This window comes from Streptomyces sp. NPDC054849, from assembly GCF_053610945.1.
Genome location: NZ_JBSGZI010000022.1, coordinates 1 through 23,766, shown reverse-complemented (window position 1 = coordinate 23,766; position 23,766 = coordinate 1). Strand labels below are relative to the sequence as shown.

Here is a 23,766-nt window from a genome sequence, read left to right as displayed (position 1 = left end):
ATCGTGACCGAACCCCTCCCCGGCCGACTCGGCGCCTTCCCCTCCCGCGCCACCCCGGTTCCGTACGGACCGAGCTCCTCGTCCAGCCTCGCTGACATTCTCGAGCGGGTCCTGGACAAGGGCATCGTCATCGCGGGCGACATCCGCATCAACCTGCTCGACATCGAGCTGTTGACCATCAAACTCCGGATCCTGATCGCCTCCGTCGACAAGGCCAAGGAGATGGGCATCGACTGGTGGGAACACGACCCTTCGCTGTCCACGCGGCACACCGGCAGCCCACTGGAGCAGGAGAACCGCCGCCTGCGCGCCGAGCTGGAGGCCCTGCGCCACGAGCGGATCGGCGAGGGCGAACCTCAGGACCGGCCGCCCTACGAAGAACCCGACAGCGGACGTCCCGGCCGGGAAGGCAGGGGGCGCAGACAGTGAACACACCTCTGGAAACCCTCACCTATGTCTACGCCGTCGCCCGGCCGACGGAACCCCTGCGGGAAGCTCTCGCCGGCTTGAGCGGCATCGACCGAGCACCCGTCCGGCTCCTGCTCGACACGTCGTCCGATGCCTCCGACGCCGCCCTTGCCTTTGTCATCAGCGCAGTGTCCGCACGCGACTTCAACGAGATCGCACTCAAAGAGCACTTCGAGGACGTGCACTGGCTCGAGTACGTCGCCCGCGCCCACCACGAGGTGGTGCAAACCGTCGCCGCCCACGCAACGGTCCTGCCCCTGCGGATGGCCACCGTCTACCAGGACGACAGCCGGGCCCGCCAAGCCCTCGTCGAACAGCGTGACACCTTCGCCAGGCGACTGGCCCATCTCGAAGCCCACACCGAGTACGGCGTCAAGATCTATCTCACGCCCTTCGCCCCTCCCACCACGGGCGAGCCGTCCGCCGACGTCGGCGCGGCCGCCCCCACCACGCCGGGCAAGGCGTACCTGCAACGCCGCAGAGCCCAGCACGACACCCGCGAACGGGTCTACCGGCAGGCACAGCAGGCCGCGGCGGCCATCGACGCGATCGCCGCCCGCCATACCTCGCAACGCGTACGCCACGCTCCTCAGAGCGGCGCCCTGACCGGCCCCCGGGAGAACGTCCTCAACGACGCCTATCTCGTCCCCGACCAGGAGACGGAGCGGTTCCGAACCGCCATCGCGCAAGCCGCCCAGGACTTCCCCGACATCAGCATCGAAGTCACCGGCCCCTGGGCTCCGTACTCCTTCGCCATGCCCCCGCCCGACACCCCAGTCGCCACCCGGGCCCCTGACCCGTCCGACGACGTCCAGGGCCAGGACCACGCCCACAAGCGGGCACCATGACGCTCGCGGAGCACGGTGAACCGCTGCCCGGCCGCCAGGTCGCGCTGGTCGATCTCCTCGACCGGCTGCTCAGTGGCGGAGTGGTCATCACCGGCGACATCGTCCTGTCCATCGCAGACATCGACCTCGTCCGCATATCGCTGCGGGCGCTCATCGTCTCCGTCAGCTCTGAGACGGCACTCTCCACGACCCAGGGCGGCGGTATCGATGAGCGATGAACGCCGCCCGCCCGAGCAGCGCCCTGGCCCGGCCGCGAGCCTGAGCGACGTCGGCGACACCATGTCGCGCGCCTTCCGGCTCGTCCAGGCGCCCCCCACCCCTCACGACGACAGACGGCCGCGCCCCGCCCACCGCATCGTTGCCGATCGCGACACGGTCGAAGAGGACCTCCTCAAACTCGTCCTCACCATCGTCGAACTCCTGCGTCAGCTCATCGAACGGCAGGCCTTGCGCCGCGTGGACGCCGGCGACCTCACCGACCAGCAGGAAGAGGAACTCGGCGCCACCCTGCTGGCTCTCCACGACAGCCTCGCCGACCTGTGCGCCCAACACGGCTTCGCCCTCGAAGACCTCAATCTCGACCTCGGCCCACTCGGTCCCCTGCTCCCACCCCGCGACTGACCAGCAGCCTCCTGTGCAGTGCCCGGCGCGACCGGCCGCTCGGTCAGTGGGCCGCCAGCACGTCCAGCTCGGTCTGGAAGAGCACGGCGGGGTCGAACCCCGTGCCGGTGAAATGGCCGCCGAGTTCCAGGGAGAGGACGCCGTGCAGGCGGGCCCAGGAGGAGACCGCCAGCCGCAGGGCTGCGGGAGGCGCAGGATGCCCGGTCGTCCCCTCCCGATGGGGGTCCAGGTGCGTCTCAGGAGCCCGCGGGGCCGGCGGAGGGGCATCGACGGGCAGCTCGGCACACGCATCCTGGAGCATCCCCATGATCTCCGACGCCATTGCGGCGACATCGTCGGGAGCGTGGTATCCGGGGACAGGTGTGCCGTAGACGAGGAAATACCGCTGCGGATCATCAAGGGCCCACGCGCGCAGCGCGAGGGCCAGCGTGGAAAGGTCGGCGCCTCCTTTGGCGGTGGCCGCTCGGAAGGTGCCGACCAGGCTCTGATATGCGTCTCGGACGAGTTCGGTGACCAATTCGTCGCGGCTCGTGAAGTAACGGTAGAGGCCGCCCCCGCTCAGGCCCATGTGCTTCGCGATCGCATTGAGGGAGAGTGCGGACGCCCCCGCAGCGGCAATCTGCTCCCAGGCCATTTCCTTGATCTCCGCGCGTACCTGCTGGCGGTACCGTTCGCGGGGAGTCGTCGTAGCTCCACCCATGACAGCCTCCTCCTCGCGAGATACACCCTATCGCTCGCGAGGGGCTGCGGTAGTTTCCACTTTTCGGCTCGTCTCAGGTGGTCAGCGCCTGTCCGCATGTCCGCCGGTTCGTAGTCGTCCGCTGATTCTCCTGCACCGCCTGATGCTCAGAACCTGAAAGCGTCCTTTCCCTTCTCCTTTACCTGCCGTGCCTTACCGCGGGCTTCCAGAGCGGCACCCTTGGCCTCGGTGGTTTTGTTGCCCAGGGCATGCGCCGCCTTCCTCACAGCCTTCCCGATCACCTGCTCGGCCTTGGCCTTCGTCTTCTCCCGGGCGCTCATCTCCGCCCCCTTTCCTATGGCATAGGGCCTATACCCCGGGTGGGTCGGAACAGGCACGAAGGACAGGGCCGGCCGGGCGTGTATGCGGTGGCCGGCGCGGGGCAGGAGCCAGTCAGGCGGGGCGGGAGTGGAGTGATGGCAGACGACGCCGGCCCGATCGGGGCGACCCTGTACGACGCGACGCAGTACGAGGGCACCGCCGTCACGGTGAAGCCCGACGCGTGGGCCGAAGGCGGGGCACCGGTCGCGTACTCGCTCGCCTCCCTGGGCCTGCGCCAACTCGGTTCCCTGCGGGCCCCCGCCCTGGCCGCCCACCCCGACGACCCGTTCCGGCAGGAACTACGCCGGGTCACCACCATCACCGTGTGGGAGACCAAGCCGGACAGCCTGCGCATCTACGACGGCGAGCGGGGCAGGGACCGGCAGGATTACAGCGCAGACACCGCGGATCTGGGGGTCTGGGCTGCGAAGGCCAAGTACGTCCGCGTCTGGCAGCAGGCGGCGCCGGATCCCGCGGGCGCGGACCTCCTGCGGGCAGACCGTGCAGCGTTCCCGCCGGTGATCGTGGAGTAGGCGCAGGGTGCCTTACACCCGCTAAACGGTGCGGGTGACGGTCACCATGACGCGGACCGTGACCGGGGCGGTTGCGCCGTGCTGCACGAGGCACGCGGTGACGGCGGTGCGCACCTGTTCGCGCACCTGCCGGGCTGTGGCGACCACCCGGCGGTCAGCCTTCAGCACGCAGCGCACTTCCACGTGCCAGCTGCCCTCTGGGGTGATCTGGGTCCGGATGCCGGCCTGCTCGGAGTGGGAGGCGGTGCCCGTTCCCGTGGCCGTTTGGGAGGTGGTGCCCGTGGTCGTTTGGGAAGTGGTGCCCGTTCCCGTGGCGGTCACGGCCTCTTGCACGCGGGCGGCCGCGAGGGCCAGCCGGTCGGCCAGCGAGGGCTGGAGCGCTGCCACTCCGGGTACGCCGAGCGCTGCCCGGGCTGCGGCCCGGTGGATGTCCTTCCGTGTGTCGGTCATCGGTGGCTCAGCTCGGAGCGACGACCCGCGGTGGGTTCCAGAACCGCGTTGATTTTGAGGTCGACGGCTGTGACGGCGAGGCCGAGGAGACGGTCAGCCGCGTGGAGAACGGCTCGGCGTGCCTTCTCGGCCCGTTCCGGCAACGGCTGGTCGAGCGTGGCTGCGATCGTGAGGGTGACGACATGAGAGGCCCGACCGTCCTGGGTTGGGGTCAGACGGCAACTGGCCGCGCGGAGTCCGGGAACGGTGTCGGCGGCTCGGCGCAGCTCCTTCGCGGCGGCGCTCTCGGCGATGCGCAGGTCGTGATCGGGGTCGTCCAGCAGGAGCATGGCGCCCAGCCGTACCTCGGCCCGTACCGCGTTGATGACCCGGTTGGCGAGGCCGTGGCCGTCGGGCTGTCGTTGGCCGCGCAGAGCACGGGTGGCCCGGTCCAGGGCTGTCAGCCCTTCGACAGCCTCTTGGCAGTGGGGGCAGTGTGCGGTGTGCGGGTCTGCCGGGACGGGGTCGCGGGCCTGTTCCCAGGCGTGTCCAAGGGGGCGCCCGCAGGGCAGCAGCTCCGCGCCGGCAAGCATTTCGGCGTCGGTGCTCGGAAGCGCTCGAGGCTGGGCGGCGCCCACGCGCCGGGGCTCGGGGCCGGAGGTGAGGTGCGGGTCGTCTAGCGCCATGGGCGCATCGCCTCCATCAGAGCGCGTCGTGCGCGGAAGAGCCGGCCGCGCACTGTTTGCTCGCTGGTGCCCACCACGTGGGCGATCTCGTCGTAGTGCAGGCCGTGCAGCTCCCGCAGGACCCAGCACACGCGCAGTTCGGGGCGGAGTTCCATCAGGGCTCGCGCCAAAGCAGCTGTGGCCGCGTCCGACTCGGCCGCTCGGGGCGGTGAGCTGTTCGCATCCGCGGCGGCGGGTTCGGGGACGGTGTCCAAGGGCAGCGGGTGGGGTCTGTGGCGCATCGTGTTGAGGCACCGGTTCGCGACGATGCGGTACATCCAGGTGCCGAAAGAGGCGCCGTGGCGGAATTCCGGGAGCTGGCGCCAGGCGCTGAGGAAGGCGTCCTGGACGGCGTCCTCGGCGTCCAGCCGGTTGCCGAGCAGGTGCTGGGCGAGGGCCAGCAGGCGGCTGGTGTGTCGACGGACCAGGACCGCGAAGGCGTCCTCATCCCCTTCGGAGGCCCGCACGGCCAGCACCCTGTCGTCGGCCTCACCGAGTGGCTCGCGGCTCGCTGCGGGGTCGGCGAGCCACCGCGGTTCGGGCCGCAGTGGGAGGTCTGCACCGTGTGGGGGCGGGGGTCTGGTCCGGTTGCGCATCCGCCGCTCGCTTTCTGCCGAAGACGGTCGTCGCGGCCTGCGTACGCACTCTTCGATGGTAGGGGGTGCGCGTCTCACGAGCGGGGTGAGGATTCGCCCCGAGATGTGTCTAAACGTTCAGGGCACCGCACCGGCGCCCGGACGGACAGCCTGGGGAGGTCCTCATGTCGGACATCACCAACCCCACCTCGGGTGGGAATGAGCCACGCCCCGAGGGCAGGGACCGCACTCGCGCCCAAGCGCGTCCTGCGGGCAACACGCTCGAGGGCCACACCGGCGCAGGGACGGCGCCCGAGTCGCGGGGCCGGACCACCATCTCCGACAGTGTGGTCGAGAAGATCGCAGGCATGGCCACCCGCGAGGTGCCGGGCATCCACAGCCTCGGTACCGGCATGGCCCGCACGCTCGGGGCGGTGTCGGACAAGGTCGGGGGCCGGTCCAGCGTCTCGCGCGGCGTGAAGGTCGAGGTGGGGGAACGTCAGGCGGCCATCGATCTCGACGTGGTCGTGGAGTACGGCGTCGCCATCGCGGACGTCGCCGCCGACATCCGCACCAGCGTCATCACGGCGGTGGAACGCATGACCGGCCTGGAGGTCGTCGAGGTGAACGTCACCGTCGACGACGTCCACCTTCCCGACGAGGAGGACGACGAGAGCGGAGAGGGCCGCGTGCAATGACCCCGCAGCCTGCCCCGGCACTCCACCCACCGGGCAGGACGAGAACGATAGGAAAAACAGGTGAGTGAGATGAGCGCAGCAACTACAGGCCTGCTTGCCGGCATGGCTTTGGGCTTCGCCGCATTCTTCGGTGGTTTCTGGGCCTTCCTCCTCGTGGCGGTCCTCGGCCTCGTAGGCCTGGTGGTCGGCCGCATGGTCCAGGGTGACCTGGAGATGTCCGACTTCACGCGTTCCCGGAACCAGCGGTGAGCGCGCAACCCGCCGTTGCTCCGCCCGCGGGAGCGGCATCGTCAGCCCCGGCGCTCCTCCCGGCGGCCGAACGCGGCGCCACGGTGATTCCGGAGAGGGTGGTGTCACGCATTGCGGTCCGCGCCGCGCAGGAGGCCCTGGCCACACATGCGCTCACCGCCTCCGGTCACGTGAAACTGGTCGCTCCGCGCGCCTCGGTCACCGTCAGCAGCGGATCCGCGCGGCTCGACCTGCTTCTCGAGCTGCCCTATCCGGTGGATCTCGCCGACACCTCTCGTCAGGTGCAGAACTACGTCGGCGAGCGCGTGACCCAGTTGACCGGGATGCGCGTCACCGAGGTCACCCTCGCCATTGAGCGCCTGGTCCCCTCCGGCGGTCTGGAACGCCGGCGTGTGCAGTGAGCCCGGACGGTAGTCCCACCCGGAAGGAGAGCCGGTATGAAACGGGACCAAGACGCCTCCGCCGAGACCGAGCACCCCACCGCAACCGACGAGGTCACCTCCCGCACCGTGGTCCAGCTCGCCAAGGAACCCGGCCCACGGCCCCGTGTCGGGCGCCCGTGGTCCGCGCGACGGATACCTGCCGCAGTGACGGCCCTGGTCATCGCGGCCGCGGCCGCGGTCTTCCTCTTCGACATCGCGAGGGTGCGGGCCGGCGCCGACGCGGGCGCGGCCGACTGGCGCATGCGTCTCGCCGACGAGCTGGCCACCCGGCCTCTGAACGACATGTGGATACAGATCGGCGCCGCCGTCATCGCCCTTCTCGGCCTCTGGCTGATCATCCTGGCGGTCACCCCGGGCTTGCGTCACCAGATGCCTCTCAGATCCCCTGACGCCGACGTGCGGGCCGTGCTGGAACGCGACGCTGTGGCTCTGCTCCTGCGGGATGCCGCCATGCGTGTGCCAGGCGTCAGCGGCGCGCGGATCCGCATCGGCCGGCGCCGCATCGGGGCACGCGCGAACGTGCGTTACCGCCCCGCGGCCGACGTCAAGACCGATCTCTTGGCCGCCCTGCAGGGAGAACTCGCCCAGCTCGCCCTCGCCCACCCGCCTGGAATCGCCGTCCGGGTCCGCGCACGGCGCAAGTGACTCGTCCGTGGAGGCTCACGGGCGAGCAAGAGACAGGAAACGGATCCCATGAAGAGGAAATCCGCAACCAACCGAGTCCTGCTGGCCCTGACAGGCATCGTCCTGCTCAGCACAGGAATCCTGATTCTGGCGGGCGGCTTCGACCTGTACCGGCGCTGGCGCGTGGCACCACCCGACGGCTGGCCTTGGACCAGCCCCGGCGGTGTCCTGCTCGACGCCGCCGATCGCACCCGGTGGACGGACGAAGGATGGTGGTGGCCCGCAGTGATCGCCGCTCTCGCCATCGTCGTCCTGCTCGCCCTCTGGTGGCTGCTGGCCCAGACCCGCCGTACCCACCCCGGCCACATTCCCGTCGGCGGACCCCCCGCCATGGAGGGCGTGGAACTGCGCGAACGCGCCCTCAGCGATGCTCTGGCCGCCGATGCCGGGCAACAGCCCGGCGTCCACAAGGCCCGGGCACGGATGGACGGTCGTCCCAGCCACCCGGAAGCCCACCTGGACCTCACCCTCACCCCCGGCAGCGAACCAGGCCCCGTCCTGCAGGCGCTGTGCGACGGTCCGCTGGAACGCGCCAGGCAGTCCACCGGCCGGACCCGGCTCCCCGCGACAGCGCAGCTGCGGATGGCCGCGCACAAGGCGCACCGCGCCGAATAGCCCCTGTCCGGTACCGCCCACCGTGTCGTGCCTGACCCCGACCGGAGTAGAGCACCAGCTCGGCGCCGGGCATCCGGCCGTTCCCCGCGCCATCATCACCGCAGCGGCCCTGCAACCACAGGCACCCGCCTGATGCCCACCACGAAAACGCGGCCGCAAGGCCGGGACGGAGCAGTACACCGATGACCAGCCCGCATGACGCCAGCGAGTCCTCCTCCCCCTCGGGAGAGCCCCAAGACCCGGCCGATCCCACCCAGGACGAACAGGGCCGGTCCGGCGAGCCGGGGGAGTCACCCGGCGACAAGCCCACAGCGAAGGAGAAGACCGCCGCGATCAAGGAACAGACTCTCGCCAAAGCCAAGCAGGCCACCTCCCAGGTCCGGGAGAAGGCCGCCCACGCAAGCGAGCTGGCGAAGAGCAAGGCACCCGAGCCACTCGTGCACACAGCCGCCCAAACCGCTGCGCACGTGCGCGACACCGCAGCCCGCGCAGGACAACTCGCAGCCGACAAAACCCCCGAGGCGGTGCGTGACAAGGCTGCGCACGCGGCTGGATCCAAGTGGACCCCCCTGCTGTCGGCCGGGGTCGCCCTCCTGGTGTTCGTCCTCGTGCGTCGCAGTCGGCAAAACCGCTGCGGGGCATAGCAAAGGGAAGGGTCCCGGACGCCCGTTCGACCGGACCGGGTGGCGTGCACGGCCTGGAGCTCCAGGCGGTCCATCGGACGGACGTCCGGGCGCCCGTGGCGCACAGCCGGTCAGGGGCCGTCGAATCCCATGGCCCGCGCCAGAAGCGTCTCCAGTTCGCGCATACCTTCCCAGTGCGCGGCGATGACCGCGTAGCGCCATGAGTGACCGTCCGCCGGCGCGTCCGCGTAGAGCACCACTCCCTCCGCGCGCGCCGGGTCGAAGGCGAGTCGGTGTTCACGCAGCCGGTCGAGGGCTTCCTCGAAGCCGAAGGGCTCACGGGTTCGCCTCTTCGACAGTGCCCACACCGGACGCGCAAGGCCGGACGCCGCCGCCAGCCGGGTGACCATCGTGTAGGGCGTGGTGGTCGCGGTACGGCGGACGTTGCTCTCACTTGCGTACGCGACGCCGTCCGTGGTGACGAGAGCGTCCACCCCGAAGGGACCGAGGTACCCCTGTCCGGCCAGGTGGCGGCCCAGCCCCCTCCCCCACTCCTCCAGTTCGCCCGCCACATGCGCACACGACGGCGGCAGGGGGGAGACATATCCCGTGAAGGAGCCCTGCTCCGTTCGCATAGCACCGCTGAACAGGACGCGCGTTCCGCAGGCCGTGTTCTCCATCTGGATGCTCACCGACTCGGCCACCGGCAGGCATTCCTCCACCACCCACGTGCCATGTGGTCCGCCGACGGACTCCAGCGCCAGGGCGGTCCCCCGTACGTCCTTCCTCGTGAGGAAACGCAGACCGTGGCCCCCTGCGGAGCGGTCGGGTTTGACCACCACCCGCTCATGCTGCCGAAGCAGCCGGCCTACGACCTCTTCCACCTCCGGGCGGCTGCACACCCGTCCATGGGGCAACCGCATGCCCACCTGCCCGGCGGCTTGTCGAAATCCCGCCTTCGTGTTCAGCAGCATCGTCGTCGGCAGGGCGGCCGCGGCCTCGTCGACCGTGTCGTAGGGGTGCACGGTGATTCCGAGTTCCCGGGCGAACGCGAGGGCGGACGCGTCCATGGCCGTGGGCAACAGGGCCGTGCCCGGGCGGCTCGCGTGAGCGCGCACCTCTTCGAGAAGGCCGGCCCGACGGACCGCCTGTGCAAGGGGGACGGAGCCCGCGGGCGGCACCGCGATGACCGCAGCCTGCTCGATCGGTACACCCGTCAGGCCGCTCACGTACCGCCGGAACTCGCCGCTCAGGGGGCCGGGGCTGACGAGCACGTCCCCCGGCCGCAGCAACCACGCCTTCCGCGGGGCCTGCAGTGCCCACTGCGCCAGCACCTCACCTTCCTCGAGATCGACCGCCAAGTCCGAAAGGAAGTTGGCGAAGACGACGAATGGACCTGCATCCGGCTCGTTCACGGCTGTTCCTCCCTCTGCCCTGTGCGGCCTGCCCCGCCTGCCCCGCCACCCGCCTACCGTGCCGTGCCGCGCCCGGCTCCGCATCCGCATCCGCATCCACTCCGTGCCGCCTTCGCAAGGTCACACAGCCGGCGAGCGTGTTCGTACGGCGCGAAGCCGAGTCGGTCTCGGGCCGGCTCCTCGTCCGATCGGCGTGAGATGCGGGCAGATGCGGGTACGCGCACCATGACCTTGAGCCGTGTCCGACGATGAAAGGTTTTGTCATGCCTCGAGGATCAAGTCCCAAGCGGGAACGCCAGTACGAGCACGTCAAGGAGTCCGGCGAGAAGCGCGGCATGTCCGAAGACCGTGCGAAGGAGATGGCCTCCCGCACGGTGAACAAGGAGCGTGCCCGGTCGGGAGAGAGCAAGACGAGCAGTCGTGGTTCCACGCAGGGCAAGTCCGCCTCTGAACGGGGCGGGCAGAAGTCCGGCGGCGGAGGCGGAGGCGGTGGCTCGTCCGAGCGCACCAAGGACGAGCTCTACGAGGAGGCGAAGAAGCGCGGTATCGAAGGTCGCTCGACCATGACCAAGCAGCAGCTCAGGAACGCCCTCGGTCACTGACCCACGCGCGGTACCGGGCGGCCTGCCGATCAGTTCCGCCCGGCCCGTGCGCGTCCGGCGGCCCGTACCCGCATCCCCTTGGCCCCCGGGGGGAAGCCCCCTCGCCCTGAGCCCCCGGCCACAGAGGTGGCCGCCCCGCCGACCCGGCCCGACGGAGATCCCATGCCTCAGGAACCAGCCCGAGTCCCCGACCCCACGACCCGGCACCCGCGCCCTCCCTTTCCCGACCAGGAGCAGGACCATCCCGGCTCCACCGAGGCGATGGAGCCACGACCGGACCACGGCGAGGACTCCTACCAGGGCCACGACGTGCTCCTCGGCCGGGCGGCCGTCGTCACCGGCGGGGATTCCGGTATCGGCAGGGCCGTCTGCCTGGCGTTCGCCCGGGAGGGCTCGGACGTGGTCTTCACCCACCTGCCGGAGGAGGCGGACGAGGCGGCCGAGACTGCGCGCCTGATCCGGGAAGCGGGGCGCAAGGCCGTACCGGTCGCGTGTGACATCCGTGACGAGGAGCAGTGCGCGGCGCTGATCGACCGGGCCGTGGGCGAACTGGGGCGCGTCGACATCCTCGTCAACAACGCCGCCTACCAGATGTCCCAGCCCGACGGCATCGAAGCGATCACCACGGAGCAGTTCGACCGCGTGATGAAGACCAACCTGTACGGAATGTTCTGGCTCACCCGGAAGGCCCTCGCCCACATGCCGCGCGGCGGGTCGGTCATCAACACCACCTCCGTGCAGGGGTACCAGCCGAGCCCCCACCTGCTCGACTACGCCATGACGAAGTCGGCGATCATCTCCTTCACCCACGGGCTGGCGCAGATGCTCGCCGAGCGCGGGATCCGCGTCAACGGCGTCGCACCCGGGCCGGTGTGGACGCCGCTGATCCCCGCGACCATGCCCGACGCGGCGAAGTTCGGCGAACAGTCGCCTCTGGGCCGGCCGGCTCAGCCGGCGGAGATGGCGCCCGCCTACGTGTTCCTGGCCTCGCCTCAAGCCGGCTACATCACCGGGGAGATCGTCAACGCGACCGGCGGCACTCCCCTGCCCTGACCTCCGTGCCCGGCCTGAGAGGGACCTCGCGGGCGGGCGGCCGGCCGGGCATGGCAGGCGTGAATGCGGGCAGGTGCCGGGCATGGCCACCTCCGAGCCTGCTCCCGATCGCATCGCCGAACCGTGGGGCCGCCGGACCCCTTACGCCCGCGGCGGGCCCTGGCCCGTACGCGTCGACTCGTACCTCACCGCGGACTCCGCCGACGCCGACGCCGACGCTGACTCCGACTCCGACTCCGCCGGCGCCGACGACCACGGCGCCGTCCGTGTCGACCGGTGGGTTCCGACGGCCTCGAACCTGCACTCCAACGGCGACGCGATGGAGCTGGCGGTCCGGGACGGGCGGCTCGTCGGCGTTCGCGGCGTGGCCCGCGACCGGGTGAACCGCGGCCGCCTCGACCCCAAGGATGTGTACGGCTGGCAGGCCATCGCCTCGCCGGACCGCCTGACCCGGCCGCTGGTCCGCGAGGACGGCGTCCGGCGGGAGACGGACTGGGACACCGCGATGACCCGGATCACCGACCGTACCCGCGCACTCCTCGACGGCCCCGGCCCCTCCTCGATCGGCTTCTACACCAGCGGCCAGCTGTTCCTGGAGGAGTACTACGCGCTCGCGCTCATCGCCCGTGGCGGTCTGGGCACCAAGCACCTCGACGGGAACACCCGCCTGTGCACGGCGACGGCCGGCGAGGCCCTCAAGGAGTCGTTCGGCTGCGACGGCCAGCCCGGTTCCTACGGCGACGTCGACCATGCCGACACCATCGCCCTGTTCGGCCACAACATGGCGGAGACCCAGGGCGTGCTGTGGAGCCGGGTCCTGGACCGTCTCGCCGGATCCGAGCCGCCCGTGCTGCTGTGCGTCGACCCCCGTCCGGGACCGGTGTCGGAGGTCGCCACGATCCATCTCCAGTCGAGGCCCGGCACGAACCTCGCCCTCATGAACGGCCTCCTGCACGAGGTGATCGCAGGCGGCTGGACCGACCCCGCGTACATCGAGGCCCATGTCGTCGGTTTCGACCGTCTGGAACGGCAGGTGGCCGGGTTCCCCGCCGAGGCCGCCGCCGAGGCCACCGGGATACCCGCCGAGCAGATCCGCGCCGCGGCCCGGCTGCTCGGCCAGGCCGGCCGGCTGCTGTCGACGGTCCTGCAGGGCTTCTACCAGTCCCACCAGGCCACCGCGGCCGCCGTCCAGGTCAACAACCTGCACCTGATCCGCGGCATGCTCGGGCGGCCCGGCTGCGGCGTCCTGCAGATGAACGGCCAGCCGACCGCCCAGAACACCCGCGAGTGCGGAGCCGACGGCGATCTGCCCGGGTTCCGCAACTGGGCCAACCTCCGCCATGTGGAGGAGCTCGCGAAGATCTGGAACCTGTCCCCCGACCGCATCCCGCACGACGGTCCGCCCACCCACCTCATGCAGATGATCCGCCTCGCCGAGGAAGGCTCCCTGCGCATGCTGTGGATCTCCGGGACCAACCCCGCCGTGTCCCTGCCCGAACTGGAGCGCATCCGCGCCGTACTCGGTCAGGACCGGCTCTTCCTCATCGTCCAGGACCTCTTCCCGACAGAGACGACCGAGTTCGCCGACGTGGTGCTGCCGGCCGCCGGATGGGGTGAGAAGACCGGCACCTTCACCAACGCCGACCGCACCGTGCACCTCTCCCTCAAGGCGATCGACCCGCCGGGCGAGGCCCGGCCCGACCTCGGCGTCTTTCTGGACTTCGCCCGCCGCATGGACCTGCGCGACGCCTCGGACGCACCGCTCCTGCCCTGGCGGGGCCCCGAGGAGGTCTTCGAGGCGTGGAAGGAATGCAGCCGCGGCCGCCCCTGCGACTACAGCGGACTGAGCTACGCCCTGCTGCGCGAACGCGGAGGCGTCCAGTGGCCCTGCACCGCCGAACACCCCGACGGTACCGAGCGCCTCTACACCACGGGCGACTTCCGCAGCCGTCCGGAGGACTGTGAGAGCTACGGCCGCGACCTCCTCACGGGCACCCCGCAGGACGAGGACGCCTACCGCTCCCTGAACCCCGACGGCAAGGCGGTCCTGCGTACCGCCCCGTACGTTTCGCCGCCCGAACAGCCCGACGCCGACTATCCCCTCTGGCTCACGACCGGCCGCACCCTCTACCAGTTCCACACCCGCACGCGCACAGGTCGCGTGCCCGAACTGCGTGCCGCGGCGCCCCAGATGTGGATCGAGATGTCCGCTGCCGATGCGGCAGCCGCCGGCATCGAGGAAGGCGATCTGGCCGAGGTGTCCACCCGGCGAGGTACGGTCCGGGCCGCGGTGCGGATCACCGGCATCCGCGAGGGCGTCCTCTTCCTGCCGTTCCACTACGGCTACTGGGACGCCCCCGACCGGGACGGCCACCACCGGGCGGCCAACGAACTGACGCCCACCACCTGGGATCCGGCCTCCAAGCAGCCGCTTTTCAAGACCGGCGCCGCCCGGATCACCCCGGTCGGCCGCCGCCCCGACCCCGCCCCGGCCCCCACGACCACCGCCTCGGCGCCGGTACGCCATCCGGCCGCGCCGGGCGACGGCGGTACGGGAGGGGGACGGCCATGAGCGTGCCCGCGCCGCGCACTTCCGCGACGGTGCTCCGCCCCTCGGCACCCGCTGCCCGTGGGCTTTCCGGGACTCGCCGTAGGGGCGTTCGTCCACCGCGGGCGCCCCGTAGAGCGGTCGGCGCCCCCGCCACGCAACGAGGACCGACCGGCGCACGCCGGTCGGTCCTCGTTGCGGTGTGGCTCGCGCCGGTCCCGTCGGTCAGACGGTCAGACGGACACCGGGGCGCCGAGCATGGCGGATGCCCTCTGCAGCGGGCTGAGGACGCGCGTGGGCGCGGCGGCCCGGGGGATGCTGCGGCAGGTGAAGCCGAGCTGGGTCATGGCCCGGAGGACTTCGCCGGCACTGAAGTCGCGGCGGTCCTGGCGGGTGACGACCTGGCCGACCTGCTTGACGGGGTAGGTGCGGCGGCCGATGATCACGGACTCGCCGAGCACCTGCTCGGGCTTGATGCCCTTCATCGATTCCAGGACGCCGCTCTTGGTCAGATCGAACGGGAAACGGGCGATGACACAGCGCATGGAGCCTCACAGGGAGAAGAAAGGGGAGGGTGGTGCCGCGGTGAGGCGGTCAGCGTGCAAGGGCGAGGACGCCCAGAGCGCCGCCCTGCTCGTCGACGACGGGCAGAGCGTCAAGCCGGCGGTAGCGCATCGCGTGCTCGGCCTCGGCCCTCGTGGTCGCGGGGGAGGCGAAGGGCCCGCGGTCACCGAGGACGTCGCGCAGCCGGACTCGGTCCGTGTACGCGTCGCTGTCACGGACGGCGGCGAGCTGAGCCGGGGTGACCAGCCCGGTGCACAGGCCGTCCTCGTCGCAGACCAGCAGATGACCTGCGCGGGCACTGGCCATGACGGACAGGGCCACTTCGACCGTCATGTCGTCACAGACCTGCGGACCTGCGGCCTCCATGGCGTCGACCACCACCGGGTGCACGGGGTTGGCACTCACCGAGCGGGACTGCATCTGGACCAGCGTCAAAACGTGCCTCCTGCAGAGAGTGGGTCAGTTTCCCGATCACGTACGTCTCAGGCCGCCGCGTCGAATGCGGACTGCCGCACGTTGCTGCGCCGAGCCGCCGAAACGGGACTACGTCGGCCGCGGGAGGAGCGGTCGTTCGTACGCGTGGGGCTCATTCAGAACCTTCCTTGATACGGCACGCATCAGGAATTCCCACAGCGGAAGTGCAGCGCGAGAATCACGAGAACGGACCGAATGGAATGCAAAATCGAACCCGGCACGGGAAATCAGTGTCGCGGAGGCTCGAAATAGGGTGACGTCAAGCGGACATCGAACACAGGACATCAGGGGGGTGCGGCTCCGCAGCTGTCTGCGGCCCTGTAGGTCCGTGTCCGGCGGGCACGCCGCAGGTGAAACCGCTGCGGGAAAGTGTCCGCAGCTGGGGCCCGCACCCCGAAGGATGCGGGCCCCAGCTACAAGATGCGTGTCAGCGTCAGGCGGGAAGGATGTTCTCGGCCGTCGGACCCTTCTGGCCCTGCACGACGTCGAAGGTGACCGTCTGGCCTTCGACGAGCTCCCGGAAGCCCTGGGCGGCGATGTTCGAGAAGTGGGCGAACACGTCAGCGCCGCCACCGTCCTGCTCGATGAAGCCGAAACCCTTGGCCGCGTTGAACCACTTCACGGTGCCAGATGCCATGTCAGATCTCCTTTGGGGCAGTACACCAGCATCCGCACTGCACGGACACCGTGTCGCCGCGATGATGCCCCGCTCGGAAAATGACCGGAAATATAAAGCGCTCCCACACGATACGGAGATCGACTGGAGCGCTTGAAGTTTTGGGAACCACGACTGCAACTGAGAGCGACAATAGCATGTCGTAGCGGTCTGCGTACGAAAAATAATTCATCCTGGTCGTCGCGCTAAAAAGCCTCGTCGCATGGACCGCTAAATTCTTGCATCGCGGTGACAGATATTGGCAGCCCGGGCGCGACGGTTCCGGGGATTGCCGTCCGCCGCTCGAGACCGGCGACCGGAGCAGCGGCCAGCCGCGCCCGGGTCGCAGGCTTCCGCCATGAGAGGCGGCGCCCCGGCCGGCTCGGCGCCATAGCCGCCGGACCTGATGAGGGGAACCCACGCGTATCCCCGGCCTGAGGCTGTGTACAGTCGGCTCGCCCCGGCGGTTGCCGGACGTGCGGGGCGGTCTTCCCCGACCGGTCAGGTGGAGTCATGACGAGTGCAATCAGCGGGTCGCAACCGCCCGGCGGGACGACCGTCGCCCCGGTGCTGCCGGTGGCCGAGCGCAAAGAGCGGATGCGGCGGCGCCTCGAGCGGCTGATCGGCATCGCCGCCACCGAAGGGAACGCGTTGCTTGCCCTGCGCAACGGCGACGAGATCTTCACGGCGATGCTGGACAGCATCCGCGCCGCAGAACACACCGTCGACATGATGACGTTCGTGTACTGGCGCGGCGAGATAGCCCGGCAGTTCGCCCATGCGCTGGCCGACCGGGCCCGCGCGGGCGTCCGGGTACGGCTGCTGCTCGACGGCTTCGGCAGCCGGCTCATCGAGCAGGACCTGCTCGATCTGATGGCGGACGCCGGGGCCGACGTGGCGTGGTTCCGCAAGCCCCTCTACCTCTCCCCGCTCAAGCAGAACCACCGCTGCCACCGCAAAGTGCTGGTTGTCGACGAACAGACGGCGTTCACCGGCGGCGTCGGCATCGCCGAAGAATGGTGCGGTGACGCCCGCAACGAGAACGAGTGGCGCGACACCCACGTCCAGCTGCGCGGGCCCGCCGTGGACGGCGTTGCCGCCGCTTTCGCACAGAACTGGGCCGAGTGCCACGACACCCTCTTCGACGACCGGGACCGCTTCACCGGCCACACGCCGCAGGGCGAGGCAGTGGTGCAGGTGGTCCGGGGCTCGGCCAGCATCGGCTGGCAGGACATGCAGACCCTGATCCGGGTCACCATCGAGTCCGCCCAGGAACGCTTCCGCTTGTCCACCGCCTACTTCGCCCCGGACGCCTATTTCATCGAGCTGCTGTGCGCGGCGGCACGTCGGGGCGTCGAGGTCGAGATACTCCTGCCCGGCCCGCACACCGACAAGCGGGTCTGTCGGCTGGCCGGTCAGAACTTCTACGCGGAGCTCCAGGCCTGCGGAGTGAAGATCTTCGAGTACCAGCCGACGATGATGCACGCCAAGGTCATCACCGTCGACCGGATCGCGGCGCTCATAGGCTCCACCAATTTCAACCGCCGCTCCCTGGATCACGACGAAGAGGTGATGCTCGCGGTCCTGGACGAGGACTTCACCGCAACCCTGGACCGCCACTTCGACGAGGATGTGCAGGTCAGTGAGCAGATGGAGCCCGCGCGCTGGAGTCGCCGTTCTGCGGCCCAACGGCTGCGAGAGCTTGCCGTCACCCCCATCCGCCGGTTCCTGTGACACCCGCGCGGTGCCGGAAGGCGCCCGCGTTCCGGCGCCGCGCCTACTGAGGCGGTCCGTCCGGGCATCCGCTCGGAACGCGCCCGGCCGTCGGCGGCTCCCGGTCCACGGGGAAGAGGGACAGGGTGCCGGTCACCTCCAGAAGTCGCCGGAGCTGGTGATTGGGGACTGCGAGGCGGATGTCGGTGCCGGCCTCCTGTGCAGCCCGCCGCGCGGTGATGAGTGCGTTCAGTGCCGCGGAGTCGCAGAAGGTGAGGCGGCTGCAGTCGACCGCCACGGGCTTGTCCGGTGAGGCGTGGGCAAGGGCTTCGGCGAGGGCGAACCGCAGGGAGGGTGCCGTCTCGATGTCGATCTCGCCGGTGGGCCTGACCGCGACGGCGTGGTCCAGGACCTCCACGGTGATGTCGTGGCCGCCGGCCGTCCGGGGAGGGTGTTCGACCATGGTGGTTCACTCCTTGCATCTGCGGGCGTGGCCCGCCCCGAAGCCCTCTGGCCGTCGGTGGTCCGGGGTTCTGGCCGTCGGTGGTCCGGGGTTGTGGATCACATGCTGCGCTGGTCGTGGGTGTCCTGGCGGAGCTGATCGGTGTGCCGGGTCAGGGCGTCGATGCGATCGGCGAGATCGGCGTCCTGCGGCCGCAGATGAGGCCGGGTGTCGGCCAGTGGGCCGACGAGGCGGGCGGCGTCGTTGTCGGCGAGGGCCAGGTTCAGGTCGCCGACGGCGCCTTGCGCGCTGTCGGGGAGGCCGGTGAGGGCGGTGACCTGGCCTGCGAGCCGGCGCAGGTCGGCCGCGTTGTCGCGCGCCCAGGCGGTCACGATGCGGTCGGCGGCGCGCGTGTCGCGGGTGGCCTGGACGCGCTGCTCGCCGGTGCTGCCCGCCGTGCCGGGGCGCAGGCGCAGGTAGCGGCGTTCTGCCGCCTGCCGGCTGGCGACCCCGAGCGGCCCGGCCAGGTCGGCCCAGCTCGCGCCCTGCCCTCGGGCGGTTTCGATCAGCCCGCTCTCCCAGCCGGCGAGCTGCTCACGGATCTCGCGGAGCATCAGCAGGGCGGCCAGGGCCGGGTCCGGGCCCGGGTCCGGACCCGGCGCGGGCGTCGCTGGGGCCGTCGGTGATCCCGCGGGGGCTTGCTGCGCGTCCTTCACGGCCTGCTCGATGGTCTGCAGCGCCGCTGCGGCGGCAAGAAAGGACACCTGGGCGGGCGTGGGGGCGGCCTCGTTCATGACACTCTCCGTCGGTCTGTCATCCTCCAGATGACTGCCTGTTTGTCATCGCTTGGATGACATGTTACAACGGAAGCACGTTGAAGCGCATGGGCAGTTCCTGCCTGAACCGACTGGAGGTGTTTCGCGATGTTGATGCGCACTGACCCATTCCGCGAGATGGACCGGATCGTCCAGCAGCTGTCCGGTGCCTCGGGCACGTGGTCCAAGCCGTCCGTGATGCCGATGGACGCCTACCGCCAGGGCGACGTGTACGTGATCGCCTTCGACCTCCCCGGCGTGAGCACCGAGGCGATCGACATCGACGTCGAGCGGACCATGCTGACCGTCAAGGCCGAGCGCCGCCCCACGGACAAGTCCGACGGCGTGCAGATGGAACTCTCCGAGCGGCCCCTCGGCGTCTTCTCCCGCCAGCTCATGCTGGCCGACACCCTCGACACCGAACACATCGAAGCCGACTACGACGCGGGTGTCCTGACCCTGCGCATCCCGATCGCCGAGCGGGCCAAGCCCCGCAAGATCAGCATCGGCGGCGAGTCCGGCCGCAAGCAGATCTCCGGCTGAACAGACCCGCACCAGCGGCGGAGGACGGGGACCCGATCCCCCTCCGGCACCCCGTCCTCCGCACCCCTCGCCCCTTCACCACCCCTCCCCTCCCCCGGAGGTGCCGTGATGTCGATACGCAGGGAGGCGTTCCTGGCCCACGTCCAGGAACGCGGCGAGTACACGACCCTGCCGGAAGCCGAACGGGCGGCCCGCGTCGTCCTGGCCCTGCTGGGCGCGCATCTGGTCGGCACCGTGCGGGCCGAACTCGCGGCCCGGCTCCCTGAGACGTACGCCCTGATCCTCCTCAATCCCCTGCAGGCCGCCGAACCGCTCTCACCCGAACGCTTCGTCCGCGCGACCGCGGCCTGGATCGAGGGCGCCACCGAGAAGACGGCCCTGTGGGACATCGGCGCGGTCCTCAGCACCGTGGCCGCCGCAGCAGGTGACGTCCTCATGCGCGATGTCCTGCTCCAGCTCCCGCCCGGCTACGACCTCCTCTTCGGCCACCCCCAGCCCACCTGACCGCCGTCACCGGCCGGAACCCGAACCCTCGAAGAGAAAGGCAACCGCAGCACCATGTACGACCAGCCTCGACCGAACCCGCACGCCAGGGCCATGACGTTCGACCACATGCTGGAACGCGTGCGCTACGAGGGCGCCTACCCCACCCGCGAACGCGCCGGAGAAGCCGTCCACAACGTCCTCGCCGCCCTCGGCCGACAGGTCACCGGCGACGAACGCGTCGACCTCGCACAGTGCCTGCCCGTCGAGGCCGCCCTCACCCTGACCGCCCAGATCCCCGACGACGAGCAGCTCACCGGCTGGGGCTTCGTCAAGGACCTCGCCGCCCGTACCGGCGCCACACCGGCCACCGCCCGCTGGGACGCCGGCGCCGTCCTCGCCGCCGTCGCCACGCTCGCCGGACCCGAGCTTCTCGCCCGCATCCTCCGCCGGCTCCCGGGAGGCTACGCCCTCCTCTTCGGCCAGGCAGAACTGCGGCAGCCCCAAGCCGCCTGATCCCGCCCCTGCCGGCGGCGCGCACCTGCGGCTCCCCACACCCCGCACGGGGGGGGAGCCGCTTGCGTCTGACTCGGGTGTGAGGGCTGGTCACCGTCTACATCAGGGCGGCGACGACCTCACGTGCCGCACGCTCGCCCTCGGTGGCGCCGCCTTCCATGAAGCCCTGGAAGTCGTAGCTGCAGTGTTCCCCGCCGATGTGGACGTTCCCCTGCGCGGTGCCCTCGTACCCGGCGTACCGGTGCAGGTAGCCGGTGGGCCAGTACGAGTACGCGCCGAGGGTGTAGGGGTGGCGGTGCCAGGCCGACACCTGTGCGCGTCCGTTCCACGCGGCCTTGGTGCCGGGGAAGAACGCGTCGATGCCCGTGAGCATCCGGGTGGCGAGGGTCCGTACGCAGGGGTCGGCCTCGGTGGCGAAGGGGGTCGCGGGCGTCACTGCACCGGCCAGGGTGCCGCCCCCGTACTGGAGGAGGATGCCGCCGTTTCCGGGCTGGACCTTGGTGGTGTCCCAGGTCTGCTGGACGTCGGAGTCGGTGAAGCAGTCGCCGGCCGAGACACCGGGCCAGGGGCCGGTGCCGCGCCAGGGCCGGCTGGTGAACTGCATGGTGAGTTTGGTGCAGTAGCCCATGCGGGCATCGCGCAGCAGGTTCCTCATGAGCGGGTCGAATCCGGCTGCCGCGAGGTCGATGCGCTGGAGTACGGGCAGGGGTACGCACAGGATGGTGTGGTCGGCGGTGACGGTGCGGGTGGTGCCCGAGTCGTCGAAGGTGAGGGTTTGGGATCCGTCGGCATTGGCTCTGACCGCCGTGAGTTCGCGTCCCATCAGCAGGGAGCCTGCGGGCAGGGCCTGCGCCATGGCCTGGGGAAGCCGATCGTTGCCGCCGATGATGTGGTAGCGCTCGTTGGACAGGCCCCAGACGTTGAAGTGGCCGGGGTTGGGCTGGTACCCCATGAGGAGGACCAGGGCGAGGGCGGACTGGTGGGCGGTGTCGGCGCCGTACTCGACGTTGTAGGCGACGTCGATGAACTGGCCGAGGCGTGAGGTGTGCCCGCCGGGGACACGGGTCTCGATCCACTGGAACAGGGACATGTTGTCGAGGGCCGTGCCGGTGGGAGTGGTGGAGTTCCAGGTGACCTCGCCCGCGTCCTGCAGATCGCGGCGCAGCGCCTGGTAGACGGCCTTGAAGTCCTCGTCGGCCTGGGCACGGGGGTAGTAGGCGCCGTCGAACCAGAGGACTTCTTCGGCTCCGTTGGGTCCGCCGCCGAGGAAATCCTCGGTCGGCAGGTTGAAGCGGCGGCACAGTTCGAGGATCTTCTTGTGGCTGGTGTCGATCAGTTCGCCGCCGATCTCGGAGGTCTGGCCGTATGCCCAGTGGTCGCGCTGGGTCCACATGCGGCCGCCGACCCGTGTGGGGTCGGCCTCGTAGACGGTGCAGGCGATGCCCGCGTCCTTGAGGGTGAGGGCGGCGGTCAGGCCTGCGATGCCCGCGCCGACGACGGCGACTCGGGGGTTGCCCGTCGGCGGCTTCCTGTCGTCCGGCGGCGTCTCGGCACGGGCGGGGGCGGTGGTGGCGGCGCCTGCCAGCACGGTGCTGAGGCCGAGGGCCGCGGCCCGCTCCAACAGGGCGCGGCGGCTCAAGCCCCGTACGTCGACAGCGGGGAGGGCAAGTCGGCGGGCGGCGGAGTGTTCGGCGGCGAGTTGCTTGAGTGCGTGCATGACAGAGGTTCGGGCCATGGCGGGTGGCTCCTCGGATGTCAGACGTTCGCGGCGGAGGGGGAAGGGGTCTCGGCGCCGGGGTCGGTGCGTTCGGTGGCGTCCTCCAGGACGATCCGGCCGATGACCTCGTAGCGCTCGGGCGCCCTGAGCTTGAGGTGGACGCCGAGTCCCAGGCCGCCGAGGAAGACGGCGGCGACGATCCAGGGGATGAGGGTGAAGACAAGGGAGTCGGCGGCGAGTCCGGCCGCCGTCTTCATGTTGAGGACCAGCAGGACGACGACGGCGCTCATGGCGATGCCGCCGAGCAGAGGGGCGGTGAAGGTCCTGAACCAGTGCCGGTCCTCGGGGTGGTTCTTGCGGAAGTAGCCGATCACAGCGAAGGAGCAGAGGGTCTGGACGATGAGGATCGCCATCGTGCCGAGGATCGCGAGCAGGGTGTAGAGGTGGATGTACGGGTCCTGGCCGGTGAGCCAGAAGCCGCCGACGAGGGCAACGGCGATGGAGCTCTGGACGAGGGAGGCGGTGTGCGGGGAGCCGTGGCGGGCGTGGGTGCGGCCGAGCGCCGGGTGCAGGAAGCCCTCCCGGCCGATCGCGTAGAGGTAGCGGGCGGCGCACTGGTGGAAGGCCATGCCGCAGGCGAAGGAGCCGGTCAGGAGCAGCCACTGGAAGGAGTCGACGGCCCAGGAGCCGAGGAACTCTCGGGTGGGTGCGAAGAAGAGGTCCAGGGGGCCGGCGGAGGCGGACAGCTCGACCGACTTGGACAGGCCGTTGCCCGCGATGGTCATCCAGGAGACGAAGATGTAGAAGAGGCCGACGCCGATGACCGATATCAGGGTGGCCTTCGGGATCACCCGCTTGGGGTCCCGGGACTCCTCGCCGTACATGGCGGTCGATTCGAAGCCGACCCAGGACCAGAAGGCGAAGAAGAGGCCGAGCCCGGCGGAGGTGCCGGTGAAGGCGTTCTTGGGGTGGACCGGCTCCAGCGGGATGCCGTCCGGGCCGCCGCCCGCGAGCAGCACGGCGGTGGCGACGGCGAAGAGGACGGCTATCTCCCCGACCAGCATCACGCCGAGTGCCTTGGCGGTGAGGTTGATGTCGAAGTGTGCGAGGACGGCGGTGGCGCAGAGCATCACGGCCGCGTACAGGATCCAGGGGAGGTCGAGTCCGAACTGGTCGTGCACGGTCGTCTTGGCGAAGTACGAGAAGACGCCGACGATCGAGGCCTCGAAAACGATGTAGGCGAGGACGGCGAGCATGCCGGAGGCCATGCCGGCGATCCGGCCCAGGCCATGGGATATGTATCCGTAGAAGGCGCCGGCCGCGGTGATCCGCTTGGCCATGGCCACGTATCCGACGGCGAAGACCGTCAGGACGAGGGTGGCGAAGAGATAGCCGGCCGGGGCCCCGACACCGTTGCCGAAACCGACGGCGATCGGCAGGTTTCCGGTCATCGCGGTGATCGGCGCGGCGGTGGCGACCGCCATGAACACCACCCCGACGAGACCGACCGAGTTGGCCTTGAGCCGATGGACTTCACCGCTGGGACTGTGGGACATGGCCGTCCCTAAGAATGTAAGGCGGTCCGGGAGGACCGGGTGTGGCTGATGGCTGTGTGCCGTTGATGGCTCGAGAGGACTGGCCGCCCGGTCCTCCGG

At 70.3% G+C, this 23,766-nt stretch carries 31 protein-coding genes; 18 read left to right on the top strand and 13 right to left on the bottom strand.

Features of this window, described 5'->3' with window-relative positions:
- Positions 1-3: 3 nt before the first annotated feature.
- Genes ACWGIF_RS12930 through ACWGIF_RS12915 form a run of 4 tightly spaced genes read left to right on the top strand, consistent with a single transcriptional unit; the run spans position 4 to position 1,937 of the window.
- Positions 4-429 carry a gas vesicle protein gene (locus ACWGIF_RS12930; RefSeq protein ID WP_453495339.1) on the top strand — a complete coding sequence of 142 codons (426 nt, stop codon included), beginning with the start codon at positions 4-6 and terminating at the stop codon, positions 427-429.
- On the top strand, positions 426-1,316 hold the full coding sequence (locus tag ACWGIF_RS12925; RefSeq protein WP_453495336.1) for a GvpL/GvpF family gas vesicle protein: 891 nt from the start codon (positions 426-428) through the stop codon (positions 1,314-1,316). Before ACWGIF_RS12930 ends, ACWGIF_RS12925 begins: the two co-directional genes overlap by 4 nt.
- On the top strand, positions 1,313-1,534 hold the full coding sequence (locus ACWGIF_RS12920) for a gas vesicle protein (RefSeq protein ID WP_453495333.1): 222 nt from the start codon (positions 1,313-1,315) through the stop codon (positions 1,532-1,534). Before ACWGIF_RS12925 ends, ACWGIF_RS12920 begins: the two co-directional genes overlap by 4 nt.
- Positions 1,524-1,937: a gas vesicle protein K gene (locus tag ACWGIF_RS12915; RefSeq protein WP_453495330.1), complete on the top strand. Its 414-nt coding sequence runs from the start codon at positions 1,524-1,526 to the stop codon at positions 1,935-1,937. Before ACWGIF_RS12920 ends, ACWGIF_RS12915 begins: the two co-directional genes overlap by 11 nt.
- Before the next feature lie 43 nt (positions 1,938-1,980).
- Here ACWGIF_RS12915 and ACWGIF_RS12910 read toward each other — a convergent pair whose 3' ends face one another.
- Both ACWGIF_RS12910 and ACWGIF_RS12905 read right to left on the bottom strand, forming a co-directional pair.
- Positions 1,981-2,637 carry a TetR/AcrR family transcriptional regulator gene (locus ACWGIF_RS12910; protein ID WP_453495327.1) on the bottom strand — a complete coding sequence of 219 codons (657 nt, stop codon included), beginning with the start codon at positions 2,635-2,637 and terminating at the stop codon, positions 1,981-1,983.
- Between the two features lie 146 nt (positions 2,638-2,783).
- Complete coding sequence (locus ACWGIF_RS12905) at positions 2,784-2,957, bottom strand: hypothetical protein (protein ID WP_453495324.1); 174 nt, start codon at positions 2,955-2,957, stop codon at positions 2,784-2,786.
- A gap of 135 nt (positions 2,958-3,092) precedes the next feature.
- On the opposite strand from ACWGIF_RS12905, the gene ACWGIF_RS12900 reads away from it, so the two are divergent.
- Positions 3,093-3,530 carry a hypothetical protein gene (locus ACWGIF_RS12900; RefSeq protein ID WP_453495321.1) on the top strand — a complete coding sequence of 146 codons (438 nt, stop codon included), beginning with the start codon at positions 3,093-3,095 and terminating at the stop codon, positions 3,528-3,530.
- Positions 3,531-3,551: 21 nt separating this feature from the next.
- On the opposite strand, the gene ACWGIF_RS12895 is transcribed toward ACWGIF_RS12900, so the two are convergent.
- From ACWGIF_RS12895 to ACWGIF_RS12885, 3 genes are read right to left on the bottom strand one after another with little or no spacing between them, the layout of a single operon-like run.
- A complete protein-coding gene (locus ACWGIF_RS12895) occupies positions 3,552-3,980 on the bottom strand; it encodes a hypothetical protein (protein WP_453495318.1) in 429 nt (142 codons plus the stop codon).
- Entirely contained in the window at positions 3,977-4,645 is a 669-nt protein-coding gene (locus ACWGIF_RS12890) for a hypothetical protein (RefSeq protein WP_453495315.1), read from the bottom strand. The genes ACWGIF_RS12895 and ACWGIF_RS12890 overlap by 4 nt, the downstream gene beginning before the upstream one ends.
- Positions 4,636-5,151, bottom strand: coding sequence for an RNA polymerase sigma factor (locus ACWGIF_RS12885; RefSeq protein WP_453495312.1), 516 nt, complete (start codon positions 5,149-5,151; stop codon positions 4,636-4,638). Before ACWGIF_RS12885 ends, ACWGIF_RS12890 begins: the two co-directional genes overlap by 10 nt.
- A 293-nt stretch (positions 5,152-5,444) precedes the next feature.
- On the opposite strand from ACWGIF_RS12885, the gene ACWGIF_RS12880 reads away from it, so the two are divergent.
- The 6 genes from ACWGIF_RS12880 to ACWGIF_RS12855 all read left to right on the top strand — a co-directional run bounded on the left by ACWGIF_RS12880 (position 5,445) and on the right by ACWGIF_RS12855 (position 8,592).
- Complete coding sequence (locus ACWGIF_RS12880; protein WP_453495309.1) at positions 5,445-5,957, top strand: Asp23/Gls24 family envelope stress response protein; 513 nt, start codon at positions 5,445-5,447, stop codon at positions 5,955-5,957.
- A 69-nt stretch (positions 5,958-6,026) separates the two neighbouring features.
- Positions 6,027-6,206, top strand: a complete 180-nt coding sequence (locus tag ACWGIF_RS12875; RefSeq protein ID WP_453495547.1) for a DUF2273 domain-containing protein — start codon at positions 6,027-6,029, stop codon at positions 6,204-6,206.
- Positions 6,203-6,607: an Asp23/Gls24 family envelope stress response protein gene (locus ACWGIF_RS12870; RefSeq protein WP_453495306.1), complete on the top strand. Its 405-nt coding sequence runs from the start codon at positions 6,203-6,205 to the stop codon at positions 6,605-6,607. The genes ACWGIF_RS12875 and ACWGIF_RS12870 overlap by 4 nt, the downstream gene beginning before the upstream one ends.
- Positions 6,608-6,643: 36 nt before the next feature.
- Complete coding sequence (locus ACWGIF_RS12865) at positions 6,644-7,294, top strand: DUF6286 domain-containing protein (protein WP_453495303.1); 651 nt, start codon at positions 6,644-6,646, stop codon at positions 7,292-7,294.
- Between the two features lie 48 nt (positions 7,295-7,342).
- On the top strand, positions 7,343-7,948 hold the full coding sequence (locus ACWGIF_RS12860) for an alkaline shock response membrane anchor protein AmaP (protein ID WP_453495300.1): 606 nt from the start codon (positions 7,343-7,345) through the stop codon (positions 7,946-7,948).
- Positions 7,949-8,130: 182 nt separating this feature from the next.
- Positions 8,131-8,592 (top strand): hypothetical protein, encoded by a 462-nt coding sequence (locus tag ACWGIF_RS12855; protein WP_453495297.1) that lies wholly within the window; start codon positions 8,131-8,133, stop codon positions 8,590-8,592.
- Between the two features lie 110 nt (positions 8,593-8,702).
- Here the strand turns inward: ACWGIF_RS12855 and ACWGIF_RS12850 are convergent, their stop codons facing one another.
- The gene (locus ACWGIF_RS12850; RefSeq protein WP_453495294.1) at positions 8,703-9,986 is read right to left on the bottom strand and encodes a preATP grasp domain-containing protein; all 1,284 of its coding nucleotides are present in this window, start codon (positions 9,984-9,986) and stop codon (positions 8,703-8,705) included.
- Between the two features lie 263 nt (positions 9,987-10,249).
- Here ACWGIF_RS12850 and ACWGIF_RS12845 point away from each other — a divergent pair, with 263 nt between their 5' ends.
- From ACWGIF_RS12845 to ACWGIF_RS12835, 3 genes are all read left to right on the top strand, one after another.
- A complete protein-coding gene (locus ACWGIF_RS12845) occupies positions 10,250-10,588 on the top strand; it encodes a plasmid stabilization protein (RefSeq protein ID WP_453495291.1) in 339 nt (112 codons plus the stop codon).
- 162 nt (positions 10,589-10,750) lie between these two features.
- The gene (locus tag ACWGIF_RS12840) at positions 10,751-11,641 is read left to right on the top strand and encodes an SDR family oxidoreductase (protein WP_453495288.1); all 891 of its coding nucleotides are present in this window, start codon (positions 10,751-10,753) and stop codon (positions 11,639-11,641) included.
- 82 nt (positions 11,642-11,723) lie between these two features.
- Positions 11,724-14,213 (top strand): molybdopterin oxidoreductase family protein, encoded by a 2,490-nt coding sequence (locus tag ACWGIF_RS12835; protein WP_453495285.1) that lies wholly within the window; start codon positions 11,724-11,726, stop codon positions 14,211-14,213.
- A 209-nt stretch (positions 14,214-14,422) separates the two neighbouring features.
- Here the strand turns inward: ACWGIF_RS12835 and ACWGIF_RS12830 are convergent, their stop codons facing one another.
- From ACWGIF_RS12830 to ACWGIF_RS12820, 3 genes are all read right to left on the bottom strand, one after another.
- Positions 14,423-14,734, bottom strand: coding sequence for an SCO5918 family protein (locus ACWGIF_RS12830; RefSeq protein ID WP_453495282.1), 312 nt, complete (start codon positions 14,732-14,734; stop codon positions 14,423-14,425).
- 49 nt (positions 14,735-14,783) lie between these two features.
- Entirely contained in the window at positions 14,784-15,188 is a 405-nt protein-coding gene (locus ACWGIF_RS12825) for a CBS domain-containing protein (RefSeq protein WP_453495279.1), read from the bottom strand.
- Between the two features lie 472 nt (positions 15,189-15,660).
- The gene (locus tag ACWGIF_RS12820) at positions 15,661-15,864 is read right to left on the bottom strand and encodes a cold-shock protein (protein ID WP_453495276.1); all 204 of its coding nucleotides are present in this window, start codon (positions 15,862-15,864) and stop codon (positions 15,661-15,663) included.
- Between the two features lie 615 nt (positions 15,865-16,479).
- Here ACWGIF_RS12820 and ACWGIF_RS12815 point away from each other — a divergent pair.
- A complete protein-coding gene (locus ACWGIF_RS12815; RefSeq protein ID WP_453495544.1) occupies positions 16,480-17,616 on the top strand; it encodes a phospholipase D-like domain-containing protein in 1,137 nt (378 codons plus the stop codon).
- A gap of 43 nt (positions 17,617-17,659) precedes the next feature.
- On the opposite strand, the gene ACWGIF_RS12810 is transcribed toward ACWGIF_RS12815, so the two are convergent.
- Together ACWGIF_RS12810 and ACWGIF_RS12805 are read right to left on the bottom strand one after the other, a co-directional pair.
- Entirely contained in the window at positions 17,660-18,058 is a 399-nt protein-coding gene (locus tag ACWGIF_RS12810) for an STAS domain-containing protein (protein ID WP_453495273.1), read from the bottom strand.
- A 98-nt stretch (positions 18,059-18,156) separates the two neighbouring features.
- Positions 18,157-18,831 carry an HSP18 transcriptional regulator gene (locus tag ACWGIF_RS12805; RefSeq protein WP_453495270.1) on the bottom strand — a complete coding sequence of 225 codons (675 nt, stop codon included), beginning with the start codon at positions 18,829-18,831 and terminating at the stop codon, positions 18,157-18,159.
- A gap of 129 nt (positions 18,832-18,960) precedes the next feature.
- On the opposite strand from ACWGIF_RS12805, the gene ACWGIF_RS12800 reads away from it, so the two are divergent.
- The 3 genes from ACWGIF_RS12800 to ACWGIF_RS12790 all read left to right on the top strand — a co-directional run bounded on the left by ACWGIF_RS12800 (position 18,961) and on the right by ACWGIF_RS12790 (position 20,394).
- The gene (locus ACWGIF_RS12800; RefSeq protein ID WP_453495267.1) at positions 18,961-19,395 is read left to right on the top strand and encodes an Hsp20/alpha crystallin family protein; all 435 of its coding nucleotides are present in this window, start codon (positions 18,961-18,963) and stop codon (positions 19,393-19,395) included.
- 108 nt (positions 19,396-19,503) lie between these two features.
- Positions 19,504-19,899 carry a DUF2267 domain-containing protein gene (locus tag ACWGIF_RS12795; RefSeq protein WP_453495264.1) on the top strand — a complete coding sequence of 132 codons (396 nt, stop codon included), beginning with the start codon at positions 19,504-19,506 and terminating at the stop codon, positions 19,897-19,899.
- Between the two features lie 54 nt (positions 19,900-19,953).
- Positions 19,954-20,394 (top strand): DUF2267 domain-containing protein, encoded by a 441-nt coding sequence (locus ACWGIF_RS12790; RefSeq protein ID WP_453495261.1) that lies wholly within the window; start codon positions 19,954-19,956, stop codon positions 20,392-20,394.
- 97 nt (positions 20,395-20,491) lie between these two features.
- On the opposite strand, the gene ACWGIF_RS12785 is transcribed toward ACWGIF_RS12790, so the two are convergent.
- Together ACWGIF_RS12785 and ACWGIF_RS12780 are read right to left on the bottom strand one after the other, a co-directional pair.
- Entirely contained in the window at positions 20,492-22,129 is a 1,638-nt protein-coding gene (locus ACWGIF_RS12785) for an FAD-dependent oxidoreductase (protein ID WP_453495258.1), read from the bottom strand.
- Positions 22,130-22,149: 20 nt separating this feature from the next.
- Complete coding sequence (locus ACWGIF_RS12780; RefSeq protein WP_453495255.1) at positions 22,150-23,667, bottom strand: APC family permease; 1,518 nt, start codon at positions 23,665-23,667, stop codon at positions 22,150-22,152.
- Between the last annotated feature and the right edge of the window lie 99 nt (positions 23,668-23,766).